Origin of the sequence: Shewanella submarina, assembly GCF_042646185.1 — a bacterium.
In the GTDB taxonomy this organism is placed as follows: domain Bacteria; phylum Pseudomonadota; class Gammaproteobacteria; order Enterobacterales; family Shewanellaceae; genus Shewanella; species Shewanella corallii.
Genome location: NZ_JBHRTD010000006.1, coordinates 723,939 through 740,801, shown reverse-complemented (window position 1 = coordinate 740,801; position 16,863 = coordinate 723,939). Strand labels below are relative to the sequence as shown.

Annotated in this window: 12 protein-coding genes; 10 read left to right on the top strand and 2 right to left on the bottom strand. The window is 51.5% G+C overall.

The genetic code is table 11. The features are described 5' to 3' along the window. Positions 1 to 169: 169 nt before the first annotated feature. From ACFOE0_RS06285 to ACFOE0_RS06240, 10 genes are all read left to right on the top strand, one after another. On the top strand, positions 170 to 2,533 hold the full coding sequence (locus tag ACFOE0_RS06285; RefSeq protein WP_248934984.1) for a GH92 family glycosyl hydrolase: 2,364 nt from the start codon (positions 170 to 172) through the stop codon (positions 2,531 to 2,533). Positions 2,534 to 2,552: 19 nt separating this feature from the next. Further along, positions 2,553 to 3,794: a sugar MFS transporter gene (locus tag ACFOE0_RS06280; protein ID WP_248934985.1), complete on the top strand. Its 1,242-nt coding sequence runs from the start codon at positions 2,553 to 2,555 to the stop codon at positions 3,792 to 3,794. Between the two features lies 1 nt (position 3,795). Then, a complete protein-coding gene (locus tag ACFOE0_RS06275; RefSeq protein ID WP_248934986.1) occupies positions 3,796 to 4,794 on the top strand; it encodes a carbohydrate kinase family protein in 999 nt (332 codons plus the stop codon). Continuing rightward, positions 4,791 to 5,990 carry an AGE family epimerase/isomerase gene (locus ACFOE0_RS06270; RefSeq protein ID WP_248934987.1) on the top strand — a complete coding sequence of 400 codons (1,200 nt, stop codon included), beginning with the start codon at positions 4,791 to 4,793 and terminating at the stop codon, positions 5,988 to 5,990. Before ACFOE0_RS06275 ends, ACFOE0_RS06270 begins: the two co-directional genes overlap by 4 nt. Then, positions 5,987 to 8,245: a GH92 family glycosyl hydrolase gene (locus tag ACFOE0_RS06265; protein ID WP_248934988.1), complete on the top strand. Its 2,259-nt coding sequence runs from the start codon at positions 5,987 to 5,989 to the stop codon at positions 8,243 to 8,245. Before ACFOE0_RS06270 ends, ACFOE0_RS06265 begins: the two co-directional genes overlap by 4 nt. Further along, positions 8,242 to 10,485: a GH92 family glycosyl hydrolase gene (locus ACFOE0_RS06260; RefSeq protein ID WP_248934989.1), complete on the top strand. Its 2,244-nt coding sequence runs from the start codon at positions 8,242 to 8,244 to the stop codon at positions 10,483 to 10,485. Before ACFOE0_RS06265 ends, ACFOE0_RS06260 begins: the two co-directional genes overlap by 4 nt. A 160-nt stretch (positions 10,486 to 10,645) precedes the next feature. Beyond that, complete coding sequence (locus tag ACFOE0_RS06255) at positions 10,646 to 12,037, top strand: glycosyl hydrolase family 18 protein (RefSeq protein ID WP_248934990.1); 1,392 nt, start codon at positions 10,646 to 10,648, stop codon at positions 12,035 to 12,037. Between the two features lie 406 nt (positions 12,038 to 12,443). After that, the gene (locus ACFOE0_RS06250) at positions 12,444 to 13,721 is read left to right on the top strand and encodes a glycosyl hydrolase family 18 protein (RefSeq protein WP_248934991.1); all 1,278 of its coding nucleotides are present in this window, start codon (positions 12,444 to 12,446) and stop codon (positions 13,719 to 13,721) included. 146 nt (positions 13,722 to 13,867) lie between these two features. After that, positions 13,868 to 14,962: a phosphodiester glycosidase family protein gene (locus tag ACFOE0_RS06245; RefSeq protein WP_248934992.1), complete on the top strand. Its 1,095-nt coding sequence runs from the start codon at positions 13,868 to 13,870 to the stop codon at positions 14,960 to 14,962. Between the two features lie 97 nt (positions 14,963 to 15,059). Further along, complete coding sequence (locus tag ACFOE0_RS06240) at positions 15,060 to 15,263, top strand: hypothetical protein (protein WP_248934993.1); 204 nt, start codon at positions 15,060 to 15,062, stop codon at positions 15,261 to 15,263. A 21-nt stretch (positions 15,264 to 15,284) separates the two neighbouring features. Here ACFOE0_RS06240 and ACFOE0_RS06235 read toward each other — a convergent pair whose 3' ends face one another. Then, positions 15,285 to 15,653, bottom strand: coding sequence for an acyl-CoA thioesterase (locus tag ACFOE0_RS06235; RefSeq protein WP_248934994.1), 369 nt, complete (start codon positions 15,651 to 15,653; stop codon positions 15,285 to 15,287). Between the two features lie 200 nt (positions 15,654 to 15,853). Then, positions 15,854 to 16,861: a low-specificity L-threonine aldolase gene (gene ltaE / locus ACFOE0_RS06230; RefSeq protein WP_248934995.1), complete on the bottom strand. Its 1,008-nt coding sequence runs from the start codon at positions 16,859 to 16,861 to the stop codon at positions 15,854 to 15,856. Between the last annotated feature and the right edge of the window lie 2 nt (positions 16,862 to 16,863).

The following is a 16,863-nucleotide window of genomic DNA, read 5'->3' as shown; positions in this document are numbered from 1 at the left end:
ACCCCTTCAAAATCCAGATGTGACGGGGGTTTTATCAATCCAAGGGCGATATTACACAAGCCCGACCTGTTTGCAAATTGTAAATATAGCTGGTATCACAAAATGTAATCGGTTACTTTTTAATAACTGCGTAACATTTGACACTTAAAAACGACACAAAAGGAATGTCATGTTGAACCCAGTCTTATCCAACAAGCCATTGATTAAAAGCGCCTTGGTTGGCGCTATCTGGCTTTTTTCCTGTACAGGTTGCAGCGAGCAGGTTGAACAAAAGCAGCCAGATAGCCCACTGTCATTGGTGAACCCACTGATGGGGACAGACTCAACCTTTGAGCTGTCCAATGGCAACACCTACCCCGCCATAGCTCTGCCGTGGGCGATGAACTTCTGGACGCCGATGACCGCTCCAATGGGGGATGGCTGGACCTACAAATATGATGACAACAAGATCCGCGGCATAAAGCAAACCCATCAACCCAGTCCCTGGCTGAATGACTATGGTGCCTTTTCACTGATGGCGGTCACAGGTGAGCTGAAGTTTCAGGAAGACGCCCGGGCCTCCTGGTTTTCCCATAAAGCCGAAGTCGCCAGGCCCAACTATTACAGTGTCTATCTGGCCGATTACGATGTGACGGCCGAAGTCACCCCTACTGAGCGGGCTGCACAATTCAGGTTTACTTTCCCCCAAACAGATGCTGCTTATATCTTGCTGGATGCCTTCGACAAAGGCTCTATGGTGAAGATCTTACCTGAGCAACGCCAGATTATAGGCTACTCCCGCAATAATCACGGCGGTGTGCCAGACAACTTCCACAACTACTTTGTGCTGGAATTTGATAAGGATTTTGAGCAGGTTCATACTTGGACCGACGATTGGCAACTGGATAAAGATTCGCTTGAGCAATCAGGTGACCACACCGGGGCCATAGTGCGCTTCGCCACAGAAAGGGGCGAACAGGTGGGTGTTAAAGTCGCCTCCTCTTTTATCAGTCACGATCAGGCATTGCTGAATCTGAAGCGGGAGCTGGCAAACGACAGCTTCGAGGTGACACGACAAAAAGGCGCTGAACGCTGGCAGCAAGAGCTGGGGCGAATTGAGATTGAGGACGACAACCTCGATGCCAAGCGTACCTTCTATTCGGCACTGTACCGGGTACTGCTGTTCCCCCGCAGCTTTTATGAGTATGACGCTCAGGGCAAAGTGATTCACTACAGCCCCTACAACGGCAAAGTGCTACCCGGTTACATGTTCACGGACAACGGCTTTTGGGACACCTTTCGCGCCGTATTTCCCTTTTTCAACCTTATGTATCCTGAGCTGAATGAGAAGGTGATGGAGGGGCTGGCCAACACCTATCTGGAATCGGGCTGGTTGCCTGAATGGGCCAGTCCGGGCCACAGAAACGTGATGATAGGCTCCAATTCAGCTATCAATATTGCCGATGCCTACCTTAAAGGAGTGGGGCACCCACATATTGAAACCCTCTATGAAGCGGCATTGAAAAACGCCGAAGTGAATGACGACCGCCCCATGACCTCTGTCGGCCGGGAAGGGGTTAATTACTACAACACCCTGGGCTATGTTCCCTATGATGTTGGCATCCATGAGAATGCCGCCCGCACCCTGGAATATGCCTTTGCTGACTTTAATCTCTATCAGCTCGCCCGGGCACTGGGCAAAGCGGAAGACGCCGAGCTATTCCAGCAAAGATCCCTCAACTACAAAAACCTTTTTGACACTGAAACCGGCTGGATGCGGGGCAAGAACCAGAATGGCGAATTTCAGACGCCCTTCAATCCACTTAAGTGGGGAGATGCCTTTACCGAAGGCAATGCCCTGCACTACACCTGGTCGGTATTTCATGACACTCAGGGATTGATCGACCTGATGGGTGGCCGGGATAAATTTGCTCAAAAGCTGGATCAGGTGTTCGAGATGCCGCCGCTGTTTGACGATTCCTATTATGGTTTCACCATCCATGAGATCCGTGAGATGCAGATAGTCAATATGGGGAACTATGCCCATGGCAATCAGCCCATCCAACATATGATCTACCTGTATAACCACGCAGCTCAGCCCTGGAAAGCGCAACAAAAGCTGCGCAGGGTAATGGATACCTTATATGCCCCGACACCCGACGGTTATTGCGGCGATGAGGACAATGGCCAGACCTCGGCCTGGTATGTTTTCAGCGCGCTGGGCTTCTACCCAGTGACTCCAGGCACAGATCAATACGTTATCGGCTCTCCCCTGTTCAACAAGGTCACCATGACTCTGCCGGGTGATAAGAAGCTGACAATTTCTGCCTCAGGCAACTCAGCAACAACCCCCTATATTCAGTCACTTTCTTTCAATGGCAGAGCCTACAGCCACAACTGGTTATCTCACAGGGAGCTGCTGCAGGGGGGCGAGCTGACATTCACCATGTCTGATACCCCGAATAAACAAAGAGGCACCTCAACCCGGGATCTGCCTTATTCGATGTCCAACGTGTCCTCCACAGATGCGTCTGCAGACACTCACCGAGAATAACAACCAAGAGACTCCGACCATGGCTATGATGCAAACAAGCGAGCAGTCTACTCAGGTCAAAGGCTCCGCCAGCCAACTGGCATTTGCCGCAATGACCACACTGTTCTTTATCTGGGGCTTTATTACCGCACTGAATGACATCCTGATCCCTCATTTAAAGGCATCATTCGAGCTTAACTATACCCAGGCGATGTTGGTGCAATTCTGCTTCTTTGGCGCTTACTTCATCATCTCGCCCTTTGCGGGCAAGTTGATTGAAAAGATAGGTTACATCAAAGGGATACTTACAGGACTTGGCACCATAGCTGTGGGATGTCTGATTTTTTATCCTGCCGCCGAGGTAGAGATCTACGCAGTGTTTCTTGTGGGTCTGTTTGTGCTGGCGTCCGGCATTACCATACTGCAGGTATCGGCTAATCCCTATGTTGCCATACTTGGCCCTGAACGCACGGCCGCCAGCCGTCTGAATCTGGCCCAGGCGATTAACTCTCTGGGGCATACACTGGCTCCTTTGTTTGGCGCTGCGCTAATCTTCAGTGCCGTTCCCACAGACGATATTGATGCCAAATCAGTTCAGCTTCCCTATCTGCTGCTTGCTGGTGCTGTGGTGATCACCGCGATTGGCTTCGCGTTTCTCAAGCTGCCGGTTATTCAGAACTCCGAACATCAACAGACCAATGCCCAAGGCAGCATCTGGCAACACAAGGGGTTGATATTTGGGGCTCTGGGTATCTTTCTATATGTCGGTGCCGAAGTATCTGTGGGCAGTTTTCTGGTGAACTACTTTGCCACACCTGAACTGGGAGGGCTGGGTGAGCATGAAGCCAGCCAGCTGGTGTCCTACTACTGGGGCAGCGCCATGGCCGGTCGTTTTGTCGGTGCAGCGCTAACCCGATATGTCTCCCCCCGTTATGTGCTTGCAGGCAATGCCCTGTTCGCTATCACACTACTGATAACCACAATATCCAGTAGCGGCAGCCTGGCAATGTGGAGCGTCATTGCTGTGGGTTTCTTTAATTCAATTATGTTCCCGACGATTTTTACGCTGGCAATTCGTGGGCTTGGTACATTAACCAGTCGCGGCTCAGGCCTGCTTTGCCAGGCTATCGTCGGGGGCGCCATTTTGCCTTTGTTGCAGGGTTTTGTGGCTGATTCAGCCGGTGTGCAACTCAGCTTTCTCGTGCCGATAGTTTGTTATCTCTATATTGGATGGTATGCGCTGTCAGGCTGCAACAAAGGCCAAGTTCCGGAGTCCAGGTAAAATGAAAGAAGTACTGTGTTTTGGTGAAGCCCTGATCGATTTTCTCAATACGGGCAAGACAGAGCAGGATGGTCTGACTCTGAATGAGTTTCGTCAATATCCAGGGGGAGCACCTGCCAATGCCGCAGTGGCTATCGCCAAGTTGGGCGGTAAAGCCCGGTTTGCAGGTCAGGTGGGCAATGACGGTTTCGGTCGCTTCCTTGGCGAAGCCCTTAACCACTATGGAGTGGATACACAGGCACTACTGTGCCATCCAAGGGCAAAAACCGCACTGGCCTTTGTCACCCTGGATGAAGAGGGCGAGCGCAGCTTTGCTTTCTACCGGGATCAGAGCGCCGATATGGTACTCAAACCAGAGCAGGTGTCACCTCAATGGTTCAGCAATCAACCCATAGTGCACTTTTGCAGCAACACCCTGACCACATCAGAGATTGCTGAAAGTACCCGCCAATTTGTGCAGCTGGCCAAACATCAGGGTTGTCTGGTCAGCTTTGATGTCAATTTGCGCCACAATCTCTGGCCTGCGGGCAAAGCGGATATAAAACGGGTCAACGAACTGGTCCTCAGTGCCAACCTGCTTAAGTTCTCCCGGGAAGAGTTTGAATATCTCGCCGGTGACGAACCTCAGCGTTTTATCAAACAGTGTTTCCAAGGCAACTGTCGTCTGCTGATGATTACCGACGGAGGTAAAGAGCTGGAGTATTTCACTCCGGACACCAGCGGCATTATCTATCCTCCCCGGGTCACTACGGTGGACACCACAGCTGGAGGTGATGGTTTTATCGGTGGCCTGCTGTTCGCATTGGCGGCTGAACCCGAGCCACAGGATGCATTGCAAACCAAACTGATTGAACTGCTGACCTTTGCCTGTCATTGCGGCGCGCTTGCCGTTACCCGTCCCGGGGCCTTCCCGGCATTAGCTGTGCTGAACGAAATACAACAAGCTCTGTCAGGTAATGAAACCGTGTCTTCCCTGACGGCCCTGAGGAATCAACAATGAATTTTTACAGCAAAGAGTTCCTGATTTCCCACTGTCAGGAGATCCTCAACTTTTACACAGACAAGGTGGTTGATGAAACCGGTGGTTATCATCAGAACTTCAAGGATGATGGCAGCCTGTTCAACACCTCATTAAAACAGCTGGTGAGCAGTACCCGTATCATAGTGAATTACGCCACCGCCAGTATGGTGTTCAACCAAGATTCATTCCGCGACATCGCGAGACATGGGCTGGATTATCTGGAGCAGGTTCACTGGCAAAAAGACAGCAGAACTTATGCCTGGACACTGGATAACCATCAACCTCTGGATATGACCCAGCAGGCCTATGGCTACGCTTTTGTACTGCTTGCATATGCTTCAGTGCTTAAGGCGGGAATTATCGACACTGATATCAAACTGCAACAGGTTTGGGAGCTGCTGGAGGAGAGGTTCTGGCAGGCAGAGTATGGCCTGTATGCCGACGAGATCAGCCCGGACGGTGTGCTGAGCAACTACCGCGGCCAGAATGCCAATATGCACCTTTGTGAAGCCATGATTGCCGCCTATGAAGCGACAGGCAAAGCACACTATCTTGACCGGGCCCGCACTCTGGCCCACAACATCGCCGTCAGACAAGCCAACCTCACCCAGGGGCTGATTTGGGAACACTATACAGATACCTTTGATATAGACTGGGACTACAACAAAGATGACCCCAAAAACCTGTATCGTCCCTGGGGGTTTCAGCCAGGCCACCAGACAGAGTGGACCAAGTTGCTGCTGCAGTTACATCGCCACTCCCCGGAGCCCTGGCTGCTGGATAGAGCCAAAATGCTGTTTCACCATGCCTGGGAGCAGGCCTGGGATGACAAGTTTAAAGGCTTAATATACGGCTTCTCTCCCGATGGCGACTGGTGTGATGACGAGAAGTACTTCTGGGTTCAGGCTGAGAGCCTTGCGGCCGCCGCCTTACTTTATGAAGTCACAGACGAAGCTGTTTGGATGGAGCGTTATAACGCCCTTTGGCAATACAGCTGGGATTATATGATCGACCACACCTATGGAGCCTGGTACCGACTGCTACTGCGCAACAACACTAAATTCTCCGATGAGAAAAGTTCAGCTGGTGCCAAGTGCGATTACCACACTCTGGGTGCCTGTTTTGAAGTGCTGCATAGTCTCAATCGTATGCAACAGGGAGAGCAACAGGCATGAATCCGTCGGCTCTTGTAACTGCGTCTCTGTCATTCCTGTTACTGCTGAGTGGATGCGGTACAGAGACCAAAGACAGTGATGGCAGCCATAAAGAGGTGAATCTCCCCTCAGGCTCTTCTGCAGGACATGAACTGTTGCAATGGGTCGACCCTTTTATCGGTACCGGAGGTAAGGCCAACACTTTTCCCGGAGCCACTGTGCCCCACGGCATGGTGCAGCTCAGCCCGGATAATGGCCGTGGCGGCTGGGACTGGATAGCAGGTTACTATTATCCGGACAATATCATTGCAGGCTTCAGCCATACCCATCTGTCCGGCACAGGTGCAGGGGATCTCTATGATATCTCCTTTATGCCACTGACCCGGCCTGAATACAGGGAGATAACCCAAGAGGGCCCGGAATCCGGAACCCTGGTATCCAGATTCACTCACGACAAAGAATCCGCCAGCCCGGGATACTATCAGGTCTATCTGCAGAGCTATGATATCCATGTCGAACTGACGGCCGGGCCAAGAACCGGATTACAAAAGTACCGTTTTCCGGCGTCTGCAGATGATGGGACGGTCAGGCTCGACCTTGGTTACAGTCGCAACTGGGACGACACCACAGCCACCCAGCTGCAACTGCTGGATGACAGAACCATAGCCGGTTATCGATTCTCTACAGGCTGGGCCAAAGATCAGAAAGTTTTCTTTGTCAGTCGTTTCTCCAGACCTTTCACTCAGGTCTCTGTATTTGATGGCGACCAGGCCCTGCCCCACAGGCCGAGCTATTCAGCCAAAGAGCTGAATGCCTGGTTTGAATTCAATACCCGCCATGACAAAGAGGTGTTGGTTCAGACAGCCCTGAGCTCTGTCAGTGTTGAAGGAGCCATGCACAACCTGTTGGCTGAAAACAAAACCTTTCCCGGCTTTGATGAGGTAAAGCAAACTGCCGAGCAGGCCTGGCAGCGGGAGCTGTCCCGGGTCACAGTTACAGCCAGCCCGGATAACCTGACCCAGTTTTATACCGCTGCCTACCACGCTGCGCTGGCTCCGCGGATCTATTCGGATGTAGATGGACGCTACCGGGGACCGGATGGTGGCATTCACCAATCCTCTGCTCACCCAAGATATGAGTTCTTCTCTTTGTGGGATACTTTCAGGGCCCTTCACCCCTGGAAGACGATCACAGCTCCCGACAGGACCCGGGAAATGATGAGCTCATTGATGCAGCACTACAGAGTGGCCGGGCGATTACCTGTATGGAATTTCCAGGGGCAGGAAACAGATATGATGATGGGCTATCACTCTGTACCTGTATTGGTGGATGCCTGGATGAAAGGCCTTACTGATGAGTCCGGAGATGCCATACTGAACGCCGCACTGCAAAGTGCCATGCAGGATGAGTTTGGAGTAAAGAGCTACAAAGAGCTTGGTTATGTCCCCCATGAGGAGCGGACCTGGAATGTGTCGCTGACACTGGAGTACGCCTTTGACGACTGGGCTATTTCTCAGCTCGCCAGAGGCCTTGGCAAGATTGATATCACCCGTGAGTTTGCCAGCCGCGCCAACAACTATCGCCACCACTTTGACCCCGAATCAGGATTTATGCGGGCCAGAGGCAGAGATGGGCATTTTAAAACCCCCTTTAATGCCGATGCCTATCACCCTGAAGATTATTGTGAAGCCAATGCCTGGCAGTACAGTTTCTTCGTGCCTCAGGACATTCCCGGGATGATCACCATGATGGGGGGAGCAAACCGGGTAGACACTAAGCTGGATGCAATGTTCAACGCCCAACAGCGCGGCGAGATGCCAGAGTGGATCTCAGGCTATATCGGCCAGTATGTGCATGGCAATGAGCCCAGTCACCATGTGCCCTACCTTTATCAATACCTGGACCAGCCCCATAAAACCCAAAAGCTGGTACGCAGGATTATGGATGAGCTTTATCGTCCGTCACACGACGGTCTGGCTGGCAACGAAGATGCCGGACAGATGTCAGCCTGGTATCTGTTCAGCGCCCTTGGCTTCTATCCGGTCAATCCCGTCGGAGGAGAGTATGTACTGGGCAGTCCTGAAGTGGACTCAGCCGACATAGATCTGGGAAATGGCCAATACTTTACTATCCGCACCCGTAATCAAAGCCCGGACAATGTGTATGTTCAATCTGTGCTGCTCAACGGTGAACCTCTTAAGGGCTTTATCCTTCGCCACGACCAGATTATGAAAGGTGGAGAACTGCTGTTTATCATGACCGGAGAACCACAATGAAAAAGCAATCCCGGCCTATTCTCATTGCCTCCTGCCTGCAGATATCCCTGTGGGCACAAGCTTCCGAAACGAAACAGGAGGTAGATTATGTCAATCCCTTCATCGGTACCTCAAATTTCGGCGCCACCCATCCGGGTGCACAATATCCGCACTCTTTGGTGTCAGTATCCCCCTACAATGTGGCCGGACACGGCGATGGCCTGAATCCAACTGAGCAGGACGATGCCTGGAATTCCAGAGGCTACATCCATGAAAATCGCTTCCTTACCGGTTTCAGCCACCTGAATCTAAGTGGTGTCGGCTGCCCTGAGTTTGGTGTGATTCAGCTTATGCCTACCTCAGGGGAGCTTGAGCTGGACAGCAAGAACTACGGCAGCCCAATGTCCAAAGAGCAAGCCTCTCCCGGCTACTACAGTGTGATGCTGGATAAATACGACATAAAAGCAGAGGCCACCAGCACCCGGCGAACAGGATTGAGCCGCTTTAGCTTCCCGGAAGGCAAGGCCAATGTGCTGCTCAATCTAGGCGCGGGCCTGACCAACGAAACCGGCGCCATGGTGAAGATCAACTCAGCCACCGAAGTAGAAGGGATACGTACCGTTGGCACCTTCTGCTACAACGCAGAGGATGTTCGCCCTGTTTACTTCGTCGCTCGCTTCAGTCAAGCCGCCACTGAATTCGGCACCTTTAAGAAGATGCCCGCCTACAGGAATGTGGAAGCCGACTGGGTGAAGTTCAATGACAGTTACAAGCCCTACCCCGGTTACACCTACCCTATGGCCGGTGACAACCTCGGAGCCTACTTCAGTTTTGACCAACTGCCTGAGCAGACGCTGGAAGTCAAAGTCGGCCTCTCCTTTGTATCCATCGAAAATGCCCGGGAAAACCTTGACGCCGAGCAACCCGGTTTTGAGTTTCAGCAGACCCATCAACAGGCGAAGCAGGCCTGGCATAAGCTGCTGTCCAGAATCAAGGTAAAGGGCAAAGAGGAAGATAAAACCCTGTTCTATTCCGCCCTGTATCACACTCTGATCCACCCCAGCGTGATATCTGATGTGAATGGTGAATACCCCCTGATGGGACAGCAAGGCAAAGGCCAGAGTGATGAACCGGTTTATAGTGTGTTTTCCCTGTGGGACACCCACAGAAACCTGCATCCTTTGCTGAGCCTGGTGTATCCCGGGCTGCAACTGCAGATGGCGCGCAGTGCCGTCAATATGGGCAAGAATAGTGGCTGGTTGCCCAAGTGGGAGTTGGCCGCCATGGAAACCGGCGTGATGGTGGGGGACCCCGGTTCCATTATGCTGGCAGATACCTACCTGAGAGGCCTGACAGACTTTGACTCAGAGACGGCATTTGAACTCATGTTGAAAGCTGCCAACAGTCGCCAAAGCCCGCTGCGCCCGGACAACGCTGACTACTTGAAGCTGGGATATGTACCTGTCGATAATGAAGGCCCCTGGGATGGCAGTGTGTCCACCAGCCTGGAGTATTATCTGGCTGACTTTAACATTGCGCAGCTGGCCAGCGCCCTGGGCAAAGATGACATTGCCCGCGACTTCCATCAAAGGTCACTCAATTATCGTAACTTGTATGACCCTGCAACAGGCATGTTAAGACCCAAAGACAACGAGGGGAACTGGCTGTCCCCCTACGATCCTGAATTAGGCCGCAACTTTGAACCGGCTCCCGGCTATATCGAGGGTAATGCCTGGAACTACAGATTCTATGTACCTCATGATATTCCCGGGCTGATTGAACTTTCAGGAGGAGAGTCTGAGTTTCTGAACCGGCTCAATGCCACCTTCTCAACCAATAATTTCGATATGGCCAATGAGCCGGATATTGCCTATCCGTTTCTCTATAACTATCTGGAAGGGCAGGAGTCGCTCACCTCAGCAAGGGTCAAATCCCTGATAGCAGAGCATTACACCAACAGTGCAGGCGGACTGCCGGGCAATGACGACGCAGGTACCCTGTCAGCCTGGTTGGTGTTCGCCATGATGGGACTTTACCCTGTCACTCCGGGTGTGCCTGAATATGCGCTGTTCCAACCGACATTCGATGAGATCACCCTGCAACTTGAGCCGAAAGACTCAGGCAAGACTCTGACAATAAAACATTCATCATCCCCTTCCCGGGACTTCAGCTTCAACGGCCACCCCCTGCCCTCACCTTTCATCCGCCATAGTCAGCTGGTGAAAGGAGGAGAGCTTCAGCCGCCCAATCCCCAGCCTTAACACTAAAAATGGAGTTTGAAATTCCGGCTCTGCTTTAAGCAATCAGCAGAGCCGCAGAAGAAACAAACCTCAATGCCGTATCAGAGGAGAAAATGTAATCGATTACATTCATTTGTAGTTGATAACGAATGAAAAGAGACAGAAATGGAGAACAACAAAAATGACACTCAAAACCCTACCGCCACTTATTCTGGCCCTTGGCTTATTTGGCTGCGGCTCAGACAATAACGACGACCCAGCGCAACTGCCTGCGCCACAGCCACAGGCTTTCCCTCAGGCTGAAGCCGGCTTCTTTTTGAATCAGGGAGAAAGTTGTCCTGAGAGTTCAATCCACGTCAATATTAGCGAAGCACTCGCCAACCGCAGTGATATCTGTGACGAAATGGGTGATTGGGATATTACCCGTCTGGGTGAAAATGCCGCCATTTTTGGTAACGGCTATGGCTGTAAGGTCGAACAGAATCAACCACAACAGTTGGCCAATTCCGCCTGTAAAACCGTTTATAAGGTAGACAGCCAGGCCTGCCCATTTTACACAGAGCACGTCACTCTCGCTGAAGCCAATGACAACAGCAAAGGTGATGCTGACAATCTGTGTAACATGCTCAACCGGGATGATGAGGTTCAACTGGCAGCCAACGCCAGCATGAGCCGTCCCACAGGATTTTGTAAGACGACTGGGCAAAGCAGTGGCGAGTTGAATGCTTCTTTGTGTAAAAACAAACTGGACGCAGTGGATGCAGACTCAGGTATCGATTCATCCCAACGAAAAGTTGCCTATGTAGAGGTCAATAATAATGACTTTGGCAATGTCGGCTGCTTTGAGCAAAACGGTGAAGCCCTGTTTGATATTGCCGTGATTTTTGCCGCCAATATTAATTACGACAGTAGTGAGCAAAAGGCTGTGTTGCACCTCAATGATCAGGTGACTGACCTGCTTGAGAATAATATTGAAACCGTCCGCGCGGTACAGGCCAAAGGCACCAAAGTGGTGCTGGATATTCTGGGTAATCATCAGAATGCCGGCTGGGCCTGCTTTGCCGACGAAGACTCCGCCAGAGACTTTGCAGGCCAGCTAAAAGACGCCGTCGATAAGTATGGCCTTGATGGCATCGATATTGACGATGAATACTCCAAGTGTGACAACACCTATGAAGAGTCTGTCCCTATGGTTGTCAAAGCGATCCGCGATGCCATGCCGGACAAGCTGCTCACCAAAGCCCTGTTTGCCGACTTCAAGGATTTCCAGGCCGACTGGAATGGCCATAAGCTGAGAGATCAGCTGGACTTTGGCTGGGACATGCGTTACTGGAGTGGTAATTGTGAAGCCAGACTCAGCGCATATCGTACGCTTGGCATGTCTGACACCAAGCTGGGCGTGGGCGCCAGCACCATCATCACCTCCTCTGCCAGGGCAAAAAATTTGGCCCAGTGTCTTGATGACAATAATCTGGAGGGCGGCATGATGATCTTCAACCTGACCAAAGATTCCTACGGTTACTTGCAGTCAGTGTGGCAGGGAGTCGAGCAGGTACCAAATTGCCTTAAATAAGGTGACAGGTTGCCTCAACTGCGTCCCGGGTCTGACACCAGCCCGTTGACAGGTTGAGGCAGCCACTTACGACAGTAATCATTAATCCCCAAAGTCATGTAGCCAAAGACTTACCCGGATAAGGCTTGACTGGAAATACTCAAGTAATTGAAAACCAAAGTCTTGGGAAATTAATGTTACAAAAGTGTATTATTTCTCATCCAAAACTATTGATTGTGAGTAGCTAATCGGCAATATTAATAATGCCTGATGTTTCAGGGATTATTCCCCATCAAAATGTAATCGATTACATTTTGATGGGGAATAATCAGGTACACTTAAGAAATCCGCTTACTCCGGAGACAATATAATGAAATCAATAATATCCGCGATGTATCTTGTTCTTAGTTGTTTCACGGCTTCCTCCATGGCAGCCAGCTTTTTTGTGGCTCAGGGAGAGACCTGCCCGGCAGGCTCTATCCACGTCAACGTCAGTGAAGCAGAAGCTAATAAAGAGGCTATCTGTGATGAACTTGGCGACTGGTATATCTCCAGACTGGGAGGTAATGCAGGTATCTACGGTAAGGGGTACGGCTGTAAAGTTGAAACCAATCAATCCCAGACAATGGGTGAATCAGTTTGTAAAATCGTCCACAAAGTCAACGGTGGCACCTGCCCTTCCGGCACAGAACATGTCACCTATGAAGAAGCCAATGACAGCCACCACGGCAGCCAGAGCAATCTTTGCGACATGCTGGAGACATGGGAGATAAGCCGACTGTCAGCCCAGGCTTCAATGGATGGTTCAGGATATGGCTGTAGCAGCAGCGGCTACGACCTGAGAACTCTGGGGTCTTCCCTGTGTAAAACCAAACTAGACTCAGACGGCGGCAGCGACGGATTGGACGGCCGTAACCAAAAGAAAGTTGCCTATGTTGAAGTTAACAGCAATGACTTTGGCAATATCGCCTGCTACCAGGAAGATAATGAGCCACTGTTTGATGTTGCTGTCATTTTTGCCGCCAACATCAATTTTGACGCAGATACCCGTAAAGCCTCTCTGCACTTTAATCAACAGGTCTCAGAGTTACTCAACAATCAGTTGCACAAGGTGCGGGCGGTTCAGGATCAGGGCACCAAGGTGATTCTAGATGTCCTTGGAAATCACCAGAATGCTGGCTGGAGCTGCTTTGCCAATGAGCAGCAGGCCAACGATTTTGCCCAGGTGCTGAAAGACGCCGTCGACCAGTATGGTCTGGATGGCATAGACATAGATGATGAGTATTCCAAGTGCGACAACACCTATGGAGACTCCCTTGCCATGGTGACCAGGGTTATCAAGGGCAAGATGCCGGACAAACTCATCACCAAGGCGCTCTTTCGCGATATACATGACTTTGAGAACAACTGGCAGGGCCACAAGCTTGGCGACAACCTGGACTATGGCTGGGAGATGAGTTACTGGGGTAACTCCTGTGAGTCACGACTGGCTCCCTATGTTGAGGCTGGGGTAAGTAAAACCAAACTGGGCGTTGGCGCAAGCACGGTCAGCACGCCTTCAGCCACCGCCAAAGAGCTTGCCAAATGCGCGATGGACAGGGGTTATACAGGCGGCATGATGATTTTCAATGTCTCCAAAGACTCTACAGGTTATCTGCAATCCATCTGGAGAGGCGTGAGCTCCAAACCCAACTGTTTAAAATGAACTCGGTTTCTATCCCTTGCACATCTTGTGCCTTCGGGGGGCTGGCTCTGCCCCCCATTTTTTCTTCCTTGATAGTTCCGCTGCTGATATTACTTCTGCTTACTACTAACCTGCAGGCTTCTCCCATTTCCCTGACAGATCAACTGGTGCAATCAGGTTGGCAACTGCAGCAGGTTTCTCATATCCGCCCCGGCTTAACCGGGATTTCAGCGCGCTCTGAGAACCCTCAAGCTTTGCAGCTGCATATGCTGGCGCTTGAACCAGCTCAATTCACAGGTCGACTCAAGCTGGCCGGGGCAGCCGATACCTATCCAGCTCTGGCTACTCTTCCTGAGATTGCCGAACATCACGGGGCACTGGCTGCTATCAATGGTGGATTCTTTGTTATGCAAAGCCAGGATGGAACTCCCGGCGATGCTGTCGGAGCCTTGGTTCTGGATGGCCAGTTGCTCAGCGAAGCCAATGGCGCACTGGCGTCTGTGGCTGTAGGCCCCGAGGATAATATCAGTTTCATCGCCGAGCCTGCGCCCCCTGTCAGACTCAGGCTGGGAGGCGAACTCCAGCTTGAATTTACCGGTATCAACCGTAAACCAGGCCTGGTTCGCAACTGTGGCCCACAGCCATCTAAAGTCCGCCATGATATGACCTGCAGGCAGAGCAATGAGCTGGTACTTTGGCACACTCCTGTTGATGCCCTGCCAGCCGATGTCGATGCTTATCAAATCAAACAAGGTCAGCTCTCCCGTCTTGATACATCACCTTTACCAGAGGGGGTTTCTCAACCTTTGATATTGGCTATGGGTTTCTTCAGGGAACAGCTGGAACAATACATTGGCAAGAAAGCAGCCATACTCAGAGCGCACCAGTTTCCTGAAAACGTGCTGAGCAGTGGCCCCACTTTAATTAGACAGGGCATCGGCAATCAGTATGAAGCAGAGCAAGGCTGGCCAGAGGCGCACCTTACCTCTTGGATTGATGGCATGCATCCACGCAGCACCATCGCCCAAACTCAAAACGGCACTATTATCCTGATGGTTATTGATGGCAGACAGCCGGGATACAGCACAGGGATCAGTATTACTGACCTGAGGGCACTGCTGTTAACGCTGAGCGTATGGAATGCGATTAACCTGGACGGTGGTGGCTCATCCACACTCTGGCTTAATAACAAGGTAATAAACCGGCCGTCTTCAGGAAAGCCTCGAGCGATTGCCAATGCCATACTGGTTATGCCCGACTGACAGCTTTTCAGTTCAGGTTTTGTGCTGTTAATGCCATCAGGCCAGTGAGTAAAGTGGTATATTCCTGCGATATCACTTTCGAAGGAGTTGAGAACCCATGAAGAAAATCATTATTCCTGTGCTTTTGATTGCTGGCCTATCCGCCTGCGCCCAGTTCAAGGAAGCGGGAAAAGAGATTGGTCATGCCACTAAAGAGGCGACCACGGAAATCGGTCATGCGACACGGGATGCCACCAAAGCCATTGGCCATGCATCCCGGGACGCAGTCAAATCAGTTAAAGAAGAGGTTAAGAGCCAGTAATGCTATTTGCTGCCTCTGATATCAGGCAGCATTGGCTCTAATCCCATGGGGAGCCGGTTTACCCTGTTCATCTACGTGGACAAATACCAGTTTGTCTATCGCCACCACGGGCTCCCCTGTCACTTTATTGCGCACCAGGCAAGCCACAGTTATCGAGCTTGACCCCATACTGACCAGCTCAAAACCAAACTCCAGTACATCCCCCTGACGGGCGGGTTGGAGGAAATTAATCTCTGAGATCAACTTGGTGACATGGCGCTCACTCTTCATCTGGCAGGCTGCAAATATCGCCGCCTCCTCATCAATCCACGCCAGGATCTGTCCACCAAACAAGGTATTGGCAGGGTTCAGATGCTCGGGTTTAACCCAGTGTCGACTGTAAAACTTCATTTTGACCTCCTTTACAAACCAGCAGTCTTGCTTTTGCTGTAAAGGAATTGCAGAAACAGTGCCAATGATTAAATCTCAATATAATCAATAAAATAAAAAGCCAGCCTCGATTTCAGGCTGGCTTTATTGCACTGTGAGGGTGAAGCTTGCACCAAGTCAGTACCGGGAGTCACTTTAATCCACTGGCCCCCGACTCTACCTCACAGACAGGATTTAATCGCCTGTACTGTCTTAACCACATCTTCACGGCTGATATCTTTGTGAGTCACCAGTCTCAAGGTTGCGCCCGGGGTGATCAAAATTCCCAGCTCCCGCAGACCGGCCGCCAACGCTTTCACATCTATGGATTCGGCGACTTTGGCGAATACCATATTGGTCTGCACCCGCCCCATATCCAACTCAAAGCCATCAATCTGCGCCAACTCAGTAGCCAGCAATCGGGCGTTATCGTGATCCTCAGCCAAACGCTCAACCTGCTCTGTCAGTGCCAGTTTCGCTGCCGCAGCCAGGACACCGGCCTGACGCATACCGCCACCCAACATTTTACGCCAGCGACGGGCTTTCGCGATTAACCTCTCATCACCCAATAGTAGTGAACCCACGGGAGCCGCCAGCCCTTTGGACAAACACAGAGAAACCGAGTCGAAGTACTCGCTGATCTGCGCCATGCTGCGGCCACTGGCTACTGCGGCGTTGGCCAGGCGAGCACCATCAAGGTGGGTTTTGAGTCTGTGTTCAAAAGCCAGCGCCTGAGTATCCGCCAGGAAAGACTCCGGCAGCACTATCCCACCTATAGTGTTCTCCAGGCTGATCAGTCTGGTACGGGCAAAGTGAATATCGTCAGGCTTAATGGCATTGCGAATACAATCGAGGGCAATAGTGCCGTCAGCCAGATTAGTCAGTGGCTGAGGCTGGATACTGCCAAGCACAGCTGCGCCGCCCCCTTCAAATTTGTAGTTGTGAGCCTGCTGACCACAGATATATTCATCGCCGCGTTCACAGTGCGACATCAGGGCCAGCAAATTAGCCTGGGTACCAGAGCAAACAAACAGGGCATCATCAAAGCCCAGCAGACCGGCGGCATAGCTTTGCAGCTCATTGACACTGGGGTCATCGCCATAAACATCGTCGCCGACTTCGGCTGCATACATCGCCTTACGCATTGCCTCAGTGGGCTGGGTTACTGTATCACTGCGAAAATCTATCATTT